Raw genomic sequence first — 16,492 nt, 5'->3', positions numbered from 1 at the left:
GGGTCCGACACACCCCCACGGACGCCGGCCAAAGCTTTGAGCAACCTGTGAGAGAGGTAAATGGTGTGCCAGGGTTGCTTGTTGGGCGAGAAACCGATCGAAGAGCGTCAGAGGTTGTAGCGGGGCTTCAGGTGGCGCCAGAAGTCTCGGAGCATCCATTTGTCGAAGTCGGTGATCCGGGTGGCGCTGCCCGCGTTCATCAGGAAGCAGCACTGGCCGGTCGGGGTCCAGTCGTAGAAGTCGTCGAGGCCGAAGGTGTGGCCGACCTCGTGCAGATAGATGTGGATGTCCTCCTGGTTCAGGACGCCGGTGAAGTACTCCTGGCCGACGCGCTGGCCCCAGTCGCCGCCTGCGCCGCCCTGGAAGCCCTTGGTGAGCCAGAGGGACTGGTCGTAGTGGCGGGCGGTGCCGCCGGGACACTTGGAGTAGTTGGCGTCCTGGTGGAAGAAGCGGCCGCAGTCAGGGGCGCACTGGGGGGCGCCGGCGCCGTCGAGGACGCCGGAGTAGATGTCGACGGAGTTGTCGGTCCACTGGAGGGTGGAACGGTTCTTCACGGCCCAGCCGACGATGTTGACCGGGACGGTGGTGTAGGGCCAGTTGTTGTAGGCCCGGCCGTTCTCCACCTGCGCCGCCATCCACTTGGCGAACTGCTTCTTCAGGGCCGCGTGGATCTGGTCGCGCAGGGCGGTGCTGACGGGGGCGTCGGACTCCCAGCGGACGCAGTAGTTGATGCTGCCCTTGTTGGCCATGACCTGGTCCCAGCCGTAGTTCCGGAAACCGTAGAGGTCTGGGTAGGTCGTCGAGACGTGGTTCCAGACCTCGTTGAGGGGCTGGACCAGGTTGCTCGGCGGATTCCACTCGTCGGCGGCCGCGGCTCGGGGGGCCGCGACGCCGGTCGCGTGGAAGAGGAGCGCGGTGAGTGCCGCGAGGACGGTGAGCAGGCGGGCGAGGGGCCTTGCGGGATGGCGTGCGGGATGCCGTGCCGGGTGCCGTGCGGGCTGTTTGCGCATGGTGAACTCCTCGTGTGGGGAACGGGATTCACTTGCCTGTGGGGTCGTGCGGCCGTGCGGTCGTGCTTCGTGCGTGGGTAGTCGCCGCCGGGCCCGCGGCGGGTTGCCGCATTCCGGCCGCAGCATCTGCGCCATGGCGGACTGGGTGATCCGACCGGCCACGGCGGACGACGTCGAGGCCGTCGCGGAGGTGCGGGCGGTGGCGATGCGGGCCGATCTGGAGCGGCTCGGGCGCTACGACGAGCACCGGGTACGGCAGCGGCTGCGCGACGGGTTCGTGCCCGCGCACACCCCGATCATCGAGACCGTTCCCGGCTTCCTTCCCGTCACCGTTCCCTCTCCGTTCCCGTTCCCGTTCCCGTCCCCGTCCCCGGTCCGGGTGGTTCCGTGGCGGGTTCGGGGTGGGGGAGGCGGCGGGGGCTCCATCATGAGCCGGTGTTTCGCTTCCTTCGCTTCCTTCGCTCCCTTCGGGCGCCGCTGACCGCGCTTCTCGTCGCCTGTGCCCTGCTCGCCGGGCCCGCCTCCGTACCCGTCGGGCGGGGGGTCGGTGCGCCGCCCGGGGCCTTCGGGGCGTACGTCGGGTACGACGACGCCGGTGTGCGGCGGATCGCGGCGCTCGACGGGTGGCTCGGTGCGGCCACGCCCCGGGTCGGGCACGCGTATCTGCCGGGCGACCGGTGGAGCAACATCGAGGGGGCGTCCGGGTATCTGGAGTACTGGGCGCGGTGGCGGCAGGAGCGCGCCGACCGGATGTTCGTACTCAACGTGCCGATGCTCGAGCGCACCGAGGAGCATGTGCCCGACCAGGTCGTGCGGGAGGAGCTGCGCGCTGGGGCGCGCGGGGACTACGACGAGCACTTCCGGGTGCTGGCCCGGCGGCTCGTCGCGCTCGGGGTGCCCGATGCCGTGCTGGTGGTGGGGTGGGAGATGAACGGGATCACCTACACGCACCGGTGCGGGCCCGACCCGGAGGCCTGGAAGCGGTACTGGGCGCGGATCGTCGACGCCATGCGGTCCGTGGACGGAGGGCAGCGGTTCCGGTTCGAGTTCACGCCCAGTCGCGGGCTGGACGCCGTCCCCTGGAACGAGTGCTATCCCGGCGACCGGTACGTCGACGTCATCGGTATGGACGCCTACGACCAGCCCCACGGCATGTCCTTCGAGGAACAGGTCGCCGAGCCGTACGGCCTCGCCGCGCATGTGCGGTTCGCTCGGGTGCACGGCAAGCCGGTCTCGTATCCGGAGTGGGGGCTGTACCGCAACGGCGACAACCCGGAGTACGTGCGGGGCATGCTCACCTGGTTCGCCGAGCACCGGCCGCTGTACCAGACCATCAGCGACTACTGCCCGCACGGCGTGTGGCGGTGCTCCGGCAATCCACGGTCGTCGGCCGTGTACCGGGCGCTGGTCGGGGGGCCGTTCGGCTGAACCCGGCCGCCACGCGGGCCGCGTGCCGCTCCCGACCGCCTCACCGGTCTGATGATCCCAAGATGGGACGAGAACACCACGCGCGCCTCCCACGAACGCGGGCGCGCTTCCGTGGCGCGACCGGGACGGCCCTGTTCGCCCTCCTGCTGCTCGCGCTCGCCGCCGTGCCCGCGGGCGCCGGTGCCGACGGCCTCCGCGGCAAGGGCTTCCGCGGTGACGGGTTCGTCAGCGACGGGTTCCGCAAGGAGGCCGCCCGTGCCGTCCGTGCGCACGAGCGGGCTCGCGAGCGGGTCGACCGGCTGCGCGATTCGGACGCCTCTCCCACGGAGGTCAAGGACGCCGAACGCCGCCGCAAGGCCGTCCGCGCCGGGCTGTGGGACCTGCTGTGGGCCACCGGGAGGCACTCCGGCGATCCGGTGGCCGTCGACCCGTCCGGACAGGACAGCCGCTGTCCGTTCGGCGACCGGAGCCGCCCGCCCGAGCGGCGCGCCCAGGCCTGGACGGCCCCGACCCGCCGCTACTGGCTCTCCGCGGGCTACGCCGCCAAGGGCTCCCGCTGGGCCCACCGGCACACCGGCCAGGACTTCGCCGTGGACTCCGGCACCCCCGTGTACGCCGTCGGCTCCGGCACCGTCCGCGCCACGACCTGCGGCGACGGCTTCGGCAACCAGGTCGTGATCCGCCACCGCGACGGCTACTTCACGCAGTACGCCCACCTCTCGCGCATCGACGTGCGCAAGGGCGGGCGCGTGACGGCCGGTCAGCGCATCGGCCTGTCCGGCGCGACCGGCAACGTCACCGGACCGCATCTGCACTTCGAGGTGCGGATCACCCCCTACGTCGGATCCGCGGTGCCGCCCCTGCCCTGGCTGCGCCGCAAGGACGTGCAGGTGACCGGAGCGTCCACGCTGCCCTGAACGCGGACGGTGGCCGGGGAGGAGGTACTACGCCTGCTGGGGGCGGTAGGCGGCCAGCGCCCAGATCACGAACACGTCGATGGCGATCTGGATGACCGCCCAGAACGGCGCGTACGGCAGGAACAGGAACTGGAGGATCAGGCTCAGGGAGGCCAGCGCGAGGCCGCTGATCCGGGCCCACCCGGCCCACTCGCCCCCGCTGAGCAGCCCGTAGCCGGTCAGCACGGCCACGACGCCCACGATCACCAGGATCCAGCCCCAGGCGGTGAGGTTCATCTCGTAGGCGTACTCGGCGACCCGGGCGTACACGTCGTTCTCGGCGATCGCGGCGATGCCCTGGAACACGGCGAGGAAGCCGCTGACGAACATGAGCACTCCGCCGAAGACGACCCCGCCGGCGACCAGTCCACCCCCCGACGGCGGCGGCGAGCCCAGGCCCGGCGAACCGGTGCCCTGGTGGGACGGGTCCCACACCCGGGGCCCCTGCGACGGCTGGGAGTGCGGCTGATCGCTCATGGCGCCACCCCGTCTCTGTGTCGGTGTTCTGGACTGAGTGCACTGCTGCGCTGCACTGCACCGACCATCCGTCCGGACGGGGGTCGCCACCACGGGGGGTGCGCCGTACGGGTGACCCGGCATGCGGACGGGCGGGACCGCCCCTTCACTGGAGGAAGGCCCGCGGGACCCCCTCAGGAGGAGAACAAGATGCCACGCACCAAGGGCGTGCTGCTGACGGCGACGGTGATCTGCTGCGCCACCGTGCTCACCGGCTGCTCGGACGACGACACCCCCTCGTCGGTGTCGTCCGCGGCGAGCAAGGCCGCCTCGGCGGCCGAGTCGCTGGGCCGGGAGGCCACCGCGGCCGCGTCCTCCCTCGCCTCCGGTTTCGCCTCCGAGGCCTCCTCGGCCTTCGCGTCGGCCTCGGCGTCGGCGAGCCGCGAGCTGGACGAGATCAAGGACGGCGTCGACGTGAAGTCCGACGTGAAACTCGGCACCCCGGACACCGACAAGGACGACCGGGCCACCGTGGACGTGACCGTCTCCAACACCACCGACGGGTCGAAGTCCTTCTCCGTCCAGGTCGACTTCACCGATTCCGCCGGCAACCGGCTCGACACGGTCGTCACCACCGTCTCCGACGTGGCGTCGGGCAAGACCGGCAAGGCGACGGCACGCAGCAATCGCACGCTGTCCGGCGAGGTGAAGGCGGAGGTGGCCCGGGCGGTGCGGTACTGACGCGGACCGCGGGGACGTCCGTGGCGGGTCGGCTGCTGCGGGAGATCGTCACCGATCCACACCGTCTCCCCGAGCATCTGGCCCTGTTCGCGGTACGCCACCTGGGCCCGGTGGCGCACCGCACGACCTCGGAGGAACCCCCGCCCGCCCGCGCCCGGTTGCTGTCCCGGCGCCGCCGCGCCACGGTCACCGAGGTTCTCAGGCCATCCAGAAGAAGACGGCCGTCATCCGCTTCTCCTCCAGGGTCGTACCGGAGTAACCGGTCGCGCTGTGCACGAGGTTGGCGTTGTAGAGGAGCAGCCGGTTGTGCCGGTGGGGCACCCGTACGTCCTCCTCGAAGGCGTCCGGCGCGACGAACCGGGTGCCGAGCGCCTCGACGAGGTTGTTGTGCGGGGCCTGGACGACGTTCCCGCCGAGCCGCCCGCCGGGCAGCGACTGCCGGTAGAAGCTGGTGCCGCAGTCCTTGGGCACGGCCGGGTTGAGGTACAGGACGGCCGCGTACCGGCAGAGCGCCCGGGAGTCGGAGTGCGGGCGGGGGGCGCTCTCGCCCTCCCCCACCACCTGGATGCAGTTGTGGTTGAGGGTCCCGCCGCCGGGCGCCCGCTGCACCCACAGCTTCCCGGCCCCCGTCGCGTTCCTCACCAGCCGCTCCACGCGCCCGAGTTCACCGGGCTCCAGACCGGGCATGGTGCGCAGTCCGGGCCAGCTCTCCGAGGTGTACGGGTGGCCCTTGACCCAGTCGTCCTTGGCGAGGCACCGATCGCGGATCGCGGTGATGTCGGCCTCGGGGAAGACGTCGTCGATGACCCAGTAGTCGCGGCCCTTGGTGGGCTTGCGGTAGGGGAGCGCGGGGAGCGTGGCGGCAGCCCGTACGGGCTGGTGGGGCCGCTGTGGCATGGACATGAAGGGAATCTAGGTCGGGTGATCCTCATGACTCGCCCTTCCGTTCGTCCGCACTCCGCCGCGAAGTGGTCAACGTTTCATCGAGGCGGTCAACGGTTCGTCAACCGCGAGAGCCGGTCGCCGTGGACCCGGGCCCCACTCGAACCGGTGCCACACGACCGCCGCACGAGGGCGCAGGACTGCCGCAGGTCGGCTGAAGCGGCGCTGAGCGAAACCTGTCAATTGACTTAGCAAACGCCTTGGATATGCGACGTACGGCACCCAAAACGGGCCTCCCCCGAGACTTGGGCATTGAGATGTCAACAATGTCGCTGATAATTTCCTTATCAATCGCGGGCAGGCCGAATCCGGCCCGCCATCTGATCCGTCCGCGTCCAACTCCCTTGTTGGACATGGACTTCGCGATCCCACAGCCAGTCGACGGGTGCTGCCCGCATGGTCGGCACGTCATCCCGGACTTTGTCTCGAGGGAGTGTTCGTGAGTAGGGAAAGAACCAGTCAGGCGCGCAGGCGACGAGCGTGGCGAGGTGCGGCCGGAGTGGCCGCCGGAGTTATCCTCGTCGGAGGTGGATTTGCGGTAGCCAACGCTTCGACGAGCGGTGACGCACAGAAGGCGGCCGCGGGCGTCCACTACCCGGTGAACAAGAAGGCCGCCGGCGTCGCGGCCGTGGTCAGCGCCGCCAACGCGTTCCTCAACACCCTCGACTCGACCCAGCAGACGGAGACGCTGCTGGACTTCACCGAGGAGAACGCCACCGCCTGGTCGAACCTGCCGTGCGGCTCCTCCTGCCGCCCCGGCATCCAGACCGGCTCGCTGAGCGCAGACCAACTGACCGCTCTTGAGAACGTGTTGAAGGTGGCCCTGGGGTCCGGCAAGGACACCGGCTACGACCACGTCATGCAGACCCTCCTGGCCGACGAGGTGCTCAACTCGGCGGGGAGCAGCAGTTCCTCGTCCGCCGCACCGACGGACAGCGCGCCCTCGGCCGACCCGTCCGCGACCGCCAGTTCCACGTCCACCGCGGTCCCGACCGACGTCCCGACCGGTACCCCGCCCTCCGGCGGCACCGGCGGCGGCCCCGGCGGTGGCGGCTACGGCAGCGGCGTCTACTTCCTGGCGTTCCTGGGCACCCCGTCGGCGACCGGCACCTGGCAGCTGCACTTCGGCGGCCACCACCTCGCCGTGAACATCACGTACAAGGACGGCAAGGTGGCGGGCGCCAGCCCGTTCTTCAGCGGTGTCGAGCCGACCAGCTGGACCGCCGAGGACGGCACCACGTACGCGCCGATGGCGAAGTTCCGCGACGGCCTGCTCAAGCTGACCGGCAGCCTGAGCGACACGCAGCTGGCCACCGCCAAGCTGTCCACGTCCTTCAGCGACGTGCTGCTCGGCCCGTCCCAGGACGGCAAGTTCCCGGCGACCAAGGAAGGCATTCCGGTCAGCTCTCTGTCCGCCAAGCAGAAGAAGCTGGTCCTGGAGGCCATCCACCCCTGGGTCGCCGACGTGGACGACGCCACCGCGAAGCAGCTCCTGAAGACGTACGAGCGTGAGCTGAACAAGACCTACATCGCCTACTCCGGCGGCACGGGTCTGGACACCCAGGGCGACTACATCCGGATCGACGGCCCCAGCGTCTGGATCGAGTTCGTCTGCCAGAACGGCGTCGTCTACCGGGACCAGATCCACTACCACACCGTGTACCGGGACCGTACCCGCGACTACGGCAACGAGTTCTCCTTCTCATGACCGGACCGCGAAACTGGCTGACCACAGCGCTCCGCTGGGTTGCCGGGATCGCGATCGCGGTACCGGCGACGCTCCTGCTCGGGGCGTCGCCGGCCGCCGCGCATCCGATGCCGCACTCGGTGGTCCAGCTCGACGTGTACCAGACTTCCGTCTCCGCACGGCTGGAACTGCCCGTCGACGACTTCTCCCGGGCCAGCGGGATCGACCTGACCAAGGCCACCTCGGCCACGCTGTCCGCGCGGGCCGCGGCGATCCGCGCCTACCTCGGCGCACACATCCACCCGACCACCACCCAGGGCAAGGCCTGGCAGGTCGCCATCGGCCGCCTCACCCTGAGCCGCGCCGTACAGACCGACACCGGCACGTACCGCGAGCTGGTCGCCCTGGCCGAGCTCACCCCGCCGGCCGGCGCCGACGTACGGCACTTCACCTTCGACTACGACGTCGTCGTCCACCAGGTCGTGACGCACACCGCGCTGGTGACGGTCCGCCAGGACTGGTCCAGCGGTCAGGTCGACGGTGGGGGCACCACCCAGGTCGGCACGATCCGCATCGACACCGGGACCATGTCCGTCCCGGCCCTGAAGGTCGACCTCGGCGCGGGCAGCGCCTGGCGCGGCTTCGTCGCCATGGTGGAACTCGGCGGCGACCACATCCTCACCGGCACCGACCATCTGCTGTTCCTGCTCGTCCTGCTGCTGCCCGCACCACTGGCGGCCCGTGGACGCCGCTGGGACGGTCTTGTCGGCGCCCGTTCCGCCCTGGCCCGCATCGGCCGCATCACGCTCGCCTTCACCGTCGGCCACTCCGTCGCGCTGGCCATCACCGCGCTGGGTGACATCTCGATCCCCGGCCGCCCGGTCGAGGCGTTCATCGCCTTCAGCGTGCTCGTCGGCGCGGTGCACGCGATCCGCCCCCTCTTCCCGGGCAAGGAGGCGCTGGTGGCGGGCGTCTTCGGTCTCGGCCACGGCATGGCGTTCTCGTTCGTGCTGGCCGAGATGCACCTGTCCACCGGCCAGTTGGTGACCAGCCTCCTGGGCTTCAACCTCGGCATCGAACTGGTCCAGTTCCTGCTGGTCTGCCTGGCCCTGCCGTCCCTGCTGGCCCTGGCCCGCCTGCGCGCGCAGCCCGCGCTACGGCTGACTGGCGCGGTCCTCACGGGTGTGGCCGCCGTCGGCTGGCTGGCCGACCGCCTGGGCCTGCCCAACCCGGTGGCCCGAGCCGCCGACAGCGCCGGCACCCACACCACCCTCCTGCTGGCCACCCTCACGGCAACGGCCCTCGCCGCGACCGCCCGGACAGTGACCCTCCGCCTCCGGAACCGGCCCGACGTGGACCTCCCCCCGGCCGAGGAGGACACGGCTCCCGCCGCCGAGCCCTCCCTCTCCCGGAGCGGCGGCTAGCACGTGGCGCGGCGGTGAACCCCGGTGGACGGCAGCCCTGCCGGGGTCACTGCGGGACGGCGAACAGGTCGTCGGCAGTGGTGGCGTGGACGGCGCGCTGCGACCAGACGGTGAGCTGTTCGAGGTCGGTGCAGGCTTCGACGCGCTCACGGACGGCGTCCGGCACCGGGATGCCACGCCATTCCAGGATGCGAAGGGTCATATCGACCCGATCGGCGACCCGCCCTTCTTCACGCCCCTCTTCACGACCTTGTTCGCGCACCTCCTGTGCGAGGGGGTGTCGCCAGAAGTACTGCATCGCGGTCATGAGATCCCTCCACATCCGTTGCGCCTGAGGGTCGGTCAGGCACGAGTCGACGAACTGCACGAGCGCCGCGGCGCTGTCCCGGTCGATGGTCCGCAGGGCGGCCACCAGCGATTCCAGTATGGCGGGAGCCTGTCGCCCCCGGCCGTGCGTCATCGCGGAAAGCACCGCAAGGGGTACGTCCCGTTCGGCCTCCTGCCGGGTCGCGATGACGGGAACGTTGTCCGGACCGAGCACGAAGGGCCGCACCGTCAACGAGGGCATCCCCCGCACACCGAGGTGGATCGGCTGTGCCGCCCAGCGGGCGGTGGCGCTGTTCTGGGTGACGACGACGAGCACGGGTTCGCAGCGGTACTTCTCGTAGAGGTAGCTGAGGTAGTACGGCCAGCTGCCGCGCTTCCTCTCGTCCGGCTGGCCCTGCGACTCCACGACCAGGAGGTACGCCCCTTCGTCGGTCTCGGCCCTCAGCAGCGTGTCCACGCGGCGCTCGATGGGCTCGATCTCGGTGAGGTCGACGTTCATGGCGGCGAAGTCGTGGGGCGTGGGGAAGGGGACGGACAACACTTGTTGCAGGGCACTGGTCAGGAGTCCGGGTTCCTTCTGGAAGATCCGGTGCAGCGCCTCATGCGACGAGCCGACCATCGGCTCTCCTTTCTGTATGCCGTGATCAACGAGCTACGCCACGTTCAGTTCGCACCACACCAACTTGCCCCGGTGGCCCATGCGGGACAGCGGCTGCCAGTGCCAGAGGTCCGAGCAGGCCCACACCAGGGCCATGCCCCGGCCGTTCTCCGCTTCGGTCAGGTCCTCCAACCGGCCGGGCGGCTCAGGGGGTTCGGGGTCCGCGTCCCAGGCACCGATCTGGAGAACGCCGTCCCGGAAGCGGAGACGCAGACAGGCCGGGCCCTTGGTGTGCAGTACGGCGTTCGAGACCAGCTCCGAGGCGAGCAGCTCGGCGGTGTCGACCAGGTGGATCAGGCCGTGCAGGGTGAGGATCAGGCGCAGGGTGCGACGGCAGACGGTGACCGCGCGGGGGTCGCCGGGGATGTAGAGGGAGTACTCCCAGGAGTCCGGGACGGGGTTGGGTGCGGTTTCGGGCATGGGGCAGCTCCACAGGCGGGGTGAATGTGGGATGTGCGCGGTGGCATTGCCTCAGCCGTCATGGCACGACGGATCGGTGCACTTCCGCAGCGTGTGCGTTGCGTCACCGACAGTAAATCTAAATATAGAGACGCAGCAAGCCGATCGCGTAATCTGACGCCGAACGAGTCGCGCGTTCCGGCGCGTTGAACCTAGGAGCGGCCGAGCCTTGAGGCGCGAACCAACGGCACGTCAGATGCGCGTGGCGACCGAACTGCGCAGACTCCGGGAGGCGGCGGATCTCAACGCCCGCCAGGCGGCGGCGCTGCTCGGGGTGAGCCCCGCCCAGATCACTCACATCGAGTCCGGACTCGCGGGCGTGAGTGAGACACGGCTTCGCCGTCTCGCATCCCACTACTCCTGTACGGACGACGAGTTCATCGACGCCCTGGTGGCGATGGCGACGGACCGGACACGCGGCTGGTGGGAGGAGTATCGGGGCCTGCTGCCCACCCCGTTCCTGGATCTGTCGGAGCTGGACCACCACGCCTCGTTCCGGCGGGAGGTGGCCATCCTTTTCGTGCCCGGCCTGCTCCAGACAGAGAGCTACGCTCGCGCCGTTTTCTCATCGCGGGTGCCTGAACTTACTCCCGAAGAGATCGAGTTGCGTGTCCGCCACCGACTGACACGTCAGGAGATGAACACCCCCTACGCGGTGGTGATCCACGAGGCAGCCCTACGCATCAGGGTCAGCGGTCGCAGCGAATCACGCGCTCAGCTCTCGCGCCTCATCGAGCTTTCCGAGGTGGACCACATCACCCTGCGCGCCATTCCTTTCGACCTGGACGGCTTCTCCAGGGCCTCAAGCACCATGACCTATGTGGGTGGCCCGCTGGCCAAACTCGACACCGTGGTCCGGGACTTGCCCCATGGATCATCCTTCATCGACTCCGAGGCACAGCTCAAGGCCTATCGAGCACGCTTCCGTAAGGTTGAGGCCGTATCGCTCGAACCCGAACGGTCGCGTGAGTTCATCGACAAGCTGGCGAAGGAGCTCTGAGGCGCTTCATGAACGCCCCCGACAACTGGCAGAAGTCGTCGTACTCCGGCGAGGGCGACGGCAACGACTGCGTAGAGCTCGCCTCCACCCCCGCCACGCTCCACCTCCGTGAGTCGGACGCCCCCGACGCCGTCCTCGCCACCGCCCCGGCCCCCCTCGCTCAGTTTCTGCACGCCATACGCACAGGAACTCCCGGAATTGTGGCCTCCATCACAGCCCGCTCAGGCCGCGCCTGCTGAAGTGACCGGATGATCGGTCTCATCCTGCGCGCCCTCCCGTTCTGGGTGCGCGAACCCCTGCTCGTCGTCGTCGGCGTGCCCTTCAGCGTCCTCCTCTTCTACGCGGCCATTCGCGACGGCGAGTGGATCGGGGCCGCCCTCGGCCTCGCCGTCGCCGTGTTCACCGCCGTCCGCATCCACACGATCAGGCGCGCCCTCCAGACCCGTCGCCTGGCGAAGGCCATGGAAGGCATGAAGCGCATCGAGGGCATCTAGGGGAGCCAGGGGCACGGCGGGGCGTCCCCTTCTAAGCCGAACTCTCACTCGCGCCCGAGGGCACCACCACCTCGTCGCCCAGCGACACCTTCCCCGCTCGCCGTACCTCGAAGTAGGCGCCGAAGGCGACTCCGCCGCCGTCCGCCCGACGGTAGTCCGCGAGGGTGCGCAGGGGTTCCGGGCCCGAGCGGCGGCCCGTGCGCTGGTCGACCATCGTGATGGCGCAGCGGATCGTGTCCTCGGTGAAGACCAGCTCGGTGTCGGCGATGGTCAGGCGGGCGGCGCCGTCCTCCGTGTGCGGGGTGTCCCAGCCGTCCACCACCAGGTTGGGCCGGAAGCGGTTCATCGGGAGGGGGGTCTCTCCGCGTTCGGTGATCCGGTGGTTCAGGGCGTCCAGGCTGGCCCGGGAGACGAGGTGGAGGCGGCCGTTGTTGCCGGCCGGGGGCCGGACCAGGGTGCTCGGGGTGCCCAGTACCTCCGTGAGCCAGTCGTGCACGTCCGCGCCGTCCGCTCGCACCGGGTCGCGGCCGGGCGCCCGCAACGTCAGCTCGCCCTCCGTGAGCTCCGGTGTGATCAGGGCCAGCTTGGGATCGCCCCACTGCCAGCGCAGCTCGCCCTTCTCGTCGGCGATCGCGTACGTGCGGTCGTGCAGCAGCCCGGAGCTCGTCAGCACCGCCTCCGAAAGCTCCGTTCCCGCGCATCCCTTCACCGGGTAGTACGTGATCCCGACCAATCGCGCGACCGTCATCCCCACGTCCCCCCACGCCCCCTCGTCCGTCAGTCCGTCAGTCCGTCAGTCCGTCAGTCCGTCTGTTGTCCATCAGCTGCCAGACCGTCAGCCGTCAGTTCGTCAGTTCGTCATCAGTGCCAGTACGAAGTAGTCGTCGACGGCGGTCCAGGTCTGCTGCACCAGTGGTCCCTTCGGTGTCCTGCGCGGACTTGGTGAGTTCCTTATGGGAACTTACCTCTGCCCGGGTGACCCGTCCATCAACTTTTCACTGAGGACGGTGAGTACGATCGGCCCCGCGTCCGTACTCCTGTGCGTCCGCCCCCACCGGACGCAGCACATCGACACATCGGCGGAATCCCCGACCGGGCAGGAGGCACGGTGCCAATTTCGCGAAACATGATGGGAACCCTGTTCGTCGGCGGTGCGCTGACCCTGACACTCAGCGCACTGGCATACCCATCGATGCTCGGACTTGACACGGTGTCGGCTTCGGGCGACCGGATCATCGCCAACACCCAGTGGGGTCCGCTGACGGAAAGCGACCGCGCCTTCGTCGTGGCGGTGCGCGCGGCAGGTCTGTGGGAGTACCCGGTCGGGCAGATCGGGCTCCAGAAGGGGCAGAGCAAGGGCGTCATCACCGCCAGCCAGCACCTCATCGACGGCCACGCGGCGCTGGACACCACCTGCCTCAAGATCGCGCCGATGCTGAACGTCACCCTTCCCAACGTGGCCAGTCCACAGCAGGAAGGGTTCGTCAACACCCTGAAGGCGGACCAGGGCAAGCAGTTCGACGTCGACTTCGCCAACATCCTGCGCATGACGCACGGTTCGATCTTCAACACGGTGGCGAAGATCCGCTCGACGACGAAGAACACGCTGGTGCGCGCGCTGGCCGACCAGGCCAACGACACCGTCCTGGACCACATCACGGTGATGGAGCAGACCGGTCTGGTCGACTTCGACACCACGCTGTTCACCCAGACCACCCCGCCGAAGCTGCCCAAGTCGGACATGACCCCGCCGGTCCCGCCGGCCGGTCAGCCGCTGATCGTCCTCACCCCGCCGCCGACCGCCACGGCCACCCCGGTGGACATCGGCGCCATCGTGGGGGGCAACGCCGGATAGCCGAGGCCGGCACGGGTTCGCTAGGCCAGCCACACCGTCGTGTCCGGGCCCAGCAGCCCGTCGCCGTCGAGGGGAACGCTGCTCAGCAGCACCTCGCCGGGCGGCAGCGGTACCGCCGCGTCCGACAGGTTGGCCACGCACCGCCAGCCGTCGTGGCGGGCGAACGCCAGCACACCCGGCGGGGTGCCGTCCCGCAGCCAGCCGAGCTCCTCGCCGTCGAGCAGCTTGCGGCGCAGACGCAGGGCCGTGCGGTAGAACTCCAGCGTGGAGCCCTGCACGCCCTCCTGGGCCTCGACGGCGTACCGCGCGAAGTACGGCGGCTGCGGCAGCCAGGCCCCGGACACCCCGAACCCGTACGACGCTCCCGTCGTCGTCCACGGCAGCGGCACCCGGCAGCCGTCGCGGCCCTTGCGGACACGGCCCGTCTGCTCCCAGAGCGGGTCCTGGAGCACCTCCACGGGCAGGTCGGCGACCTCGGGCAGGCCCAGCTCCTCGCCCTGGTAGACGTACGACGATCCCGGCAGCGCCAGCATCAGGAGCGTCGCCGCGCGGGCCCGGCGCAGGCCGGCCGCCTCGTCGACGCGCGGGGCGTGACCGCCCGAGAGGAGCCAGGCGTTGTCGTCCGTGCCCGGCGGCAGCATCAGGCGGGAGCCGTGCCGCAGGACGTCGTGGTTGGACAGCACCCAGGTGGCCGAGGCGCCGACGGCGCGGGCTGTGGCCAGGGAGTCGGTGACGACCGTACGGATCTCCTCGGCGTCCCAACCCGCCTGGAGGTACTCGAAGTTGAACGCCTGGTTCAGTTCCTCGGGGCGGGCGTAGAGGGCCCGGCGGGCACCCGGCACCCAGGCCTCGGCGACGGCCGTGCGGGGCGGGGTGTAGGAGTCGAGGACGCGGCGCCAGTCGCGGTAGATCTCGTGGACCTCGTCGCGGTCGTAGAAGGGGTGGGTTCCGGGGGGCAGGTGGGCGAGGGCGTCCTCGCCCACGAGTTCCGGTGTGCCCAGGTCGCGCAGGGGTTCGGTGAGGTCCTTGGCGAGGGCGTGGGCCACGTCCACGCGGAAGCCGTCGACGCCCCGGTCGGACCAGAAGCGCAGGGTGGTGCGGAAGTCCTCGCGGACCTCCTCGTGGTCCCAGTTCAGGTCGGGCTGCTCACGGGCGAAGAGGTGCAGGTACCACTGGCCGTCGGGGACGCGCTGCCAGGCGCTGCCGCCGAAGACGGACTGCCAGTCGGTGGGCGGGAGTTCGCCGCTCGGGCCGCGTCCGTCACGGAACACGTACCGTTCGCGGGCCGGGGAGCCGGGTCCCGCCGCCAGCGCCTCCTGGAACCACGGGTGCTGGTGGGAGGTGTGGTTGGGGACGAGGTCGACGATCACCTTCAGACCGAGACGATGGGCCTCGGCGGCCAGCGCGTCGAAGTCGGCCAGGGTGCCCAGGCGCGGGTCCACGTCCCGGTGGTCGGCGACGTCGTAGCCGCCGTCGGCGAGCTCGGACGGGTAGAAGGGGGAGAGCCAGAGGGCGTCCACACCGAGGCCGGCCAGATGGGACAGCCGGTCGGTGACGCCGCGCAGGTCCCCGAGTCCGTCGCCGTCCGCGTCGGCGAAACTGCGCGGATAGACCTGGTAGACGACGGCCTGGCGCCACCAGTCGGGGCGGTGGGAGGAGAAGTCGGTCATGACCGGAAGTCTGTCCATCTTGCCCGGAAAGTGAACGTGCGAGCCCTTCGGAGTGGATCATTCCGAACGTGAGGGAGATGTGACGGAACTTTGAACTCCCTGAGGTTTGACGCAGGTTGACAGCGGTCCGTGGTCCACACGACGATGGGCCCACGCTGTGGCCCCTGTGACCGGAGGGCCTGGTGTTTCTTCTTCTGATCTGACCAATCAGCCCCGGCCATTCAGCTCTGGCCGATCAGTCCTGGCACTCGCCAAGAATGGGATACGCATGTCCATAGCGAGACGTGTCACCGTGCGCCGCCTGCTGGGGACGGGCGCCGCTTCGCTCACCCTGTGCGCCGCCTCCGTCGCCGCCGCCTCCGGCGCCTTCGCCAGTACCGGCACTCCCGGTGGCGACGGCTGGAAGTCCGGCGGCCAGTACCAGCCGGGGACGGGCGCGGGCACCGAGACGGGCACCGACCGCTGCCAGTTCTCGCTCGACGGCACACACTTCTACGACTCGGTCCGGGTCGACGACCAGAACCTCCGGCCGACCGAGGACGGCAAGATCCACGTCAAGGTCCGCGCGGCCGGCGACGCGTCCACGTGCACCGCCTCCCTCGCCTCCTACCTCGCCCACGGCTCCAGCTTCCGCACCTCCGGCGAGCAGGTCTTCGTCGACTTCGACAGCGTGACGGTCAAGCCCGGCCAGACCGACACCCTCGACATCGCCGTGCCCGACGCGGGCTGCTACGCGCAGATCGACCTCTACCGGGGCGCGGTCAAGTTCGACGGCAAGCTCGACGCGAAGGACGGGTTCGTCCACGGGGACCTGCCCAAGGGGCCGGACCGCCCGGTCATCAAGGACAAGCTGATCGCGGCCTGGAACGGCGGCTCGAAGGACTGCACGGTCACCGAGCAGCCGCCGGCGTCCCCGCCGGCCGGGGGCGGGTCCTCGCCGTCGCCCTCCGCGTCGACGCCTTCGGAGCCTTCGAAGCCTTCGGAGCCGTCGGAACCTTCCGAGTCGGCGTCCGAGAGCACGTCTCCGTCGCCGTCCGCACCGGAGTCGAGCACGCCGACGCCGTCCGCGTCCGAGTCGACGAGCGCACCGGCCCCCACGCCGAACGGTGGCGGCGGTGACCTCGCCGAGACCGGTGCGGACAGCAACACCCCGCTGATCGCGGGCGGCGCGGCCGCGCTGCTGGCGGGCGGCGCGGCGATCGTCGTCGCGACGCGACGCCGCAAGTCGCTGCGCGGCTGACTCGGCTGACTCGGGGGGCCGGCCGGCCCAGTGGTTGAGTGGCCGGCTCGGCCGACCGACTCGGCGGGCCGACCTGATGAGTGGCCGAACGGCCGAATGGCCGACTCGGCTGATGTGACGCGGGCCCGGGGACCATGTCCCCGGG

17 protein-coding genes and 1 pseudogene are annotated in these 16,492 nt (G+C 70.1%); 11 read left to right on the top strand and 7 right to left on the bottom strand.

The window, feature by feature from the left end; genetic code table 11:
* Positions 1-107: 107 nt before the first annotated feature.
* Positions 108-1,010: a hypothetical protein gene (locus ACFVYS_RS32625; protein WP_389507940.1), complete on the bottom strand. Its 903-nt coding sequence runs from the start codon at positions 1,008-1,010 to the stop codon at positions 108-110.
* 133 nt (positions 1,011-1,143) lie between these two features.
* On the opposite strand from ACFVYS_RS32625, the pseudogene ACFVYS_RS32620 reads away from it, so the two are divergent.
* The 3 genes and pseudogenes from ACFVYS_RS32620 to ACFVYS_RS32610 all read left to right on the top strand — a co-directional run.
* Positions 1,144-1,329 (top strand): annotated as a pseudogene (locus ACFVYS_RS32620) (GNAT family N-acetyltransferase); the annotation flags it as partial.
* A gap of 116 nt (positions 1,330-1,445) precedes the next feature.
* Positions 1,446-2,438 carry a glycoside hydrolase family 26 protein gene (locus ACFVYS_RS32615; protein ID WP_389507938.1) on the top strand — a complete coding sequence of 331 codons (993 nt, stop codon included), beginning with the start codon at positions 1,446-1,448 and terminating at the stop codon, positions 2,436-2,438.
* A gap of 62 nt (positions 2,439-2,500) precedes the next feature.
* Positions 2,501-3,355 (top strand): M23 family metallopeptidase, encoded by an 855-nt coding sequence (locus ACFVYS_RS32610; RefSeq protein ID WP_389507936.1) that lies wholly within the window; start codon positions 2,501-2,503, stop codon positions 3,353-3,355.
* Between the two features lie 27 nt (positions 3,356-3,382).
* Here the strand turns inward: ACFVYS_RS32610 and ACFVYS_RS32605 are convergent, their stop codons facing one another.
* Positions 3,383-3,871, bottom strand: a complete 489-nt coding sequence (locus ACFVYS_RS32605; RefSeq protein ID WP_389507935.1) for a hypothetical protein — start codon at positions 3,869-3,871, stop codon at positions 3,383-3,385.
* Between the two features lie 189 nt (positions 3,872-4,060).
* Here ACFVYS_RS32605 and ACFVYS_RS32600 point away from each other — a divergent pair, with 189 nt between their 5' ends.
* Positions 4,061-4,591 carry an FxLYD domain-containing protein gene (locus tag ACFVYS_RS32600; RefSeq protein ID WP_389507934.1) on the top strand — a complete coding sequence of 177 codons (531 nt, stop codon included), beginning with the start codon at positions 4,061-4,063 and terminating at the stop codon, positions 4,589-4,591.
* A gap of 198 nt (positions 4,592-4,789) precedes the next feature.
* Here the strand turns inward: ACFVYS_RS32600 and ACFVYS_RS32595 are convergent, their stop codons facing one another.
* Positions 4,790-5,494 carry a DUF6445 family protein gene (locus ACFVYS_RS32595; protein WP_389507933.1) on the bottom strand — a complete coding sequence of 235 codons (705 nt, stop codon included), beginning with the start codon at positions 5,492-5,494 and terminating at the stop codon, positions 4,790-4,792.
* Between the two features lie 538 nt (positions 5,495-6,032).
* Between ACFVYS_RS32595 and ACFVYS_RS32590 the strand changes: the two genes are divergently transcribed.
* Positions 6,033-7,241 (top strand): DUF3500 domain-containing protein, encoded by a 1,209-nt coding sequence (locus ACFVYS_RS32590; protein ID WP_389507931.1) that lies wholly within the window; start codon positions 6,033-6,035, stop codon positions 7,239-7,241.
* Positions 7,238-8,644, top strand: a complete 1,407-nt coding sequence (locus ACFVYS_RS32585) for a HupE/UreJ family protein (protein WP_389507929.1) — start codon at positions 7,238-7,240, stop codon at positions 8,642-8,644. The genes ACFVYS_RS32590 and ACFVYS_RS32585 overlap by 4 nt, the downstream gene beginning before the upstream one ends.
* 46 nt (positions 8,645-8,690) lie before the next feature.
* Here the strand turns inward: ACFVYS_RS32585 and ACFVYS_RS32580 are convergent, their stop codons facing one another.
* Both ACFVYS_RS32580 and ACFVYS_RS32575 read right to left on the bottom strand, forming a co-directional pair.
* The gene (locus ACFVYS_RS32580) at positions 8,691-9,590 is read right to left on the bottom strand and encodes a hypothetical protein (RefSeq protein WP_389507927.1); all 900 of its coding nucleotides are present in this window, start codon (positions 9,588-9,590) and stop codon (positions 8,691-8,693) included.
* A 33-nt stretch (positions 9,591-9,623) separates the two neighbouring features.
* Positions 9,624-10,049 carry an ATP-binding protein gene (locus tag ACFVYS_RS32575; protein ID WP_389507925.1) on the bottom strand — a complete coding sequence of 142 codons (426 nt, stop codon included), beginning with the start codon at positions 10,047-10,049 and terminating at the stop codon, positions 9,624-9,626.
* A 235-nt stretch (positions 10,050-10,284) separates the two neighbouring features.
* Here ACFVYS_RS32575 and ACFVYS_RS32570 point away from each other — a divergent pair, with 235 nt between their 5' ends.
* From ACFVYS_RS32570 to ACFVYS_RS32560, 3 genes are read left to right on the top strand one after another with little or no spacing between them, the layout of a single operon-like run.
* Positions 10,285-11,088, top strand: a complete 804-nt coding sequence (locus tag ACFVYS_RS32570; RefSeq protein WP_389507924.1) for a helix-turn-helix domain-containing protein — start codon at positions 10,285-10,287, stop codon at positions 11,086-11,088.
* 8 nt (positions 11,089-11,096) lie between these two features.
* Positions 11,097-11,327, top strand: a complete 231-nt coding sequence (locus ACFVYS_RS32565) for a DUF397 domain-containing protein (protein ID WP_389507922.1) — start codon at positions 11,097-11,099, stop codon at positions 11,325-11,327.
* A gap of 9 nt (positions 11,328-11,336) precedes the next feature.
* Positions 11,337-11,582, top strand: coding sequence for a hypothetical protein (locus ACFVYS_RS32560; RefSeq protein ID WP_389507921.1), 246 nt, complete (start codon positions 11,337-11,339; stop codon positions 11,580-11,582).
* Between the two features lie 31 nt (positions 11,583-11,613).
* Here the strand turns inward: ACFVYS_RS32560 and ACFVYS_RS32555 are convergent, their stop codons facing one another.
* On the bottom strand, positions 11,614-12,330 hold the full coding sequence (locus tag ACFVYS_RS32555; protein ID WP_389507919.1) for an MOSC domain-containing protein: 717 nt from the start codon (positions 12,328-12,330) through the stop codon (positions 11,614-11,616).
* Positions 12,331-12,711: 381 nt separating this feature from the next.
* On the opposite strand from ACFVYS_RS32555, the gene ACFVYS_RS32550 reads away from it, so the two are divergent.
* The gene (locus ACFVYS_RS32550; protein WP_384115950.1) at positions 12,712-13,437 is read left to right on the top strand and encodes a DUF4142 domain-containing protein; all 726 of its coding nucleotides are present in this window, start codon (positions 12,712-12,714) and stop codon (positions 13,435-13,437) included.
* 20 nt (positions 13,438-13,457) lie between these two features.
* Here ACFVYS_RS32550 and ACFVYS_RS32545 read toward each other — a convergent pair whose 3' ends face one another.
* Positions 13,458-15,107 (bottom strand): glycoside hydrolase family 13 protein, encoded by a 1,650-nt coding sequence (locus tag ACFVYS_RS32545; RefSeq protein WP_389507917.1) that lies wholly within the window; start codon positions 15,105-15,107, stop codon positions 13,458-13,460.
* A 268-nt stretch (positions 15,108-15,375) separates the two neighbouring features.
* Between ACFVYS_RS32545 and ACFVYS_RS32540 the strand changes: the two genes are divergently transcribed.
* Positions 15,376-16,347 (top strand): LAETG motif-containing sortase-dependent surface protein, encoded by a 972-nt coding sequence (locus ACFVYS_RS32540; RefSeq protein ID WP_389507915.1) that lies wholly within the window; start codon positions 15,376-15,378, stop codon positions 16,345-16,347.
* The last annotated feature ends 145 nt before the right edge of the window (positions 16,348-16,492 follow it).

The organism is Streptomyces sp. NPDC058295, assembly GCF_042880655.1.
Taxonomy (GTDB): domain Bacteria; phylum Actinomycetota; class Actinomycetes; order Streptomycetales; family Streptomycetaceae; genus Streptomyces; species Streptomyces coriariae.
Note: the sequence above shows the minus strand (reverse complement) of the source record. Positions and strands in the feature narration are given on the sequence as shown.

Bases quoted from the DNA above. Each gene is read 5' to 3' on its own strand.
- ACFVYS_RS32625 (WP_389507940.1), bottom strand. From the start codon at position 1,010: ATGCGCAAACAGCCCGCACGGCACCCGGCACGGCATCCCGCACGCCAT.
- ACFVYS_RS32595 (WP_389507933.1), bottom strand. From the start codon at position 5,494: ATGTCCATGCCACAGCGGCCCCACCAGCCCGTACGGGCTGCCGCCACG.
- ACFVYS_RS32585 (WP_389507929.1), top strand. From the start codon at position 7,238: ATGACCGGACCGCGAAACTGGCTGACCACAGCGCTCCGCTGGGTTGCC.
- ACFVYS_RS32580 (WP_389507927.1), bottom strand. From the start codon at position 9,590: ATGGTCGGCTCGTCGCATGAGGCGCTGCACCGGATCTTCCAGAAGGAA.
- ACFVYS_RS32575 (WP_389507925.1), bottom strand. From the start codon at position 10,049: ATGCCCGAAACCGCACCCAACCCCGTCCCGGACTCCTGGGAGTACTCC.
- ACFVYS_RS32605 (WP_389507935.1), bottom strand. From the start codon at position 3,871: ATGAGCGATCAGCCGCACTCCCAGCCGTCGCAGGGGCCCCGGGTGTGG.
- ACFVYS_RS32560 (WP_389507921.1), top strand. From the start codon at position 11,337: ATGATCGGTCTCATCCTGCGCGCCCTCCCGTTCTGGGTGCGCGAACCC.
- ACFVYS_RS32610 (WP_389507936.1), top strand. From the start codon at position 2,501: ATGGGACGAGAACACCACGCGCGCCTCCCACGAACGCGGGCGCGCTTC.
- ACFVYS_RS32550 (WP_384115950.1), top strand. From the start codon at position 12,712: ATGGGAACCCTGTTCGTCGGCGGTGCGCTGACCCTGACACTCAGCGCA.
- ACFVYS_RS32565 (WP_389507922.1), top strand. From the start codon at position 11,097: ATGAACGCCCCCGACAACTGGCAGAAGTCGTCGTACTCCGGCGAGGGC.
- ACFVYS_RS32555 (WP_389507919.1), bottom strand. From the start codon at position 12,330: ATGACGGTCGCGCGATTGGTCGGGATCACGTACTACCCGGTGAAGGGA.
- ACFVYS_RS32540 (WP_389507915.1), top strand. From the start codon at position 15,376: ATGTCCATAGCGAGACGTGTCACCGTGCGCCGCCTGCTGGGGACGGGC.
- ACFVYS_RS32545 (WP_389507917.1), bottom strand. From the start codon at position 15,107: ATGACCGACTTCTCCTCCCACCGCCCCGACTGGTGGCGCCAGGCCGTC.
- ACFVYS_RS32570 (WP_389507924.1), top strand. From the start codon at position 10,285: ATGCGCGTGGCGACCGAACTGCGCAGACTCCGGGAGGCGGCGGATCTC.
- ACFVYS_RS32600 (WP_389507934.1), top strand. From the start codon at position 4,061: ATGCCACGCACCAAGGGCGTGCTGCTGACGGCGACGGTGATCTGCTGC.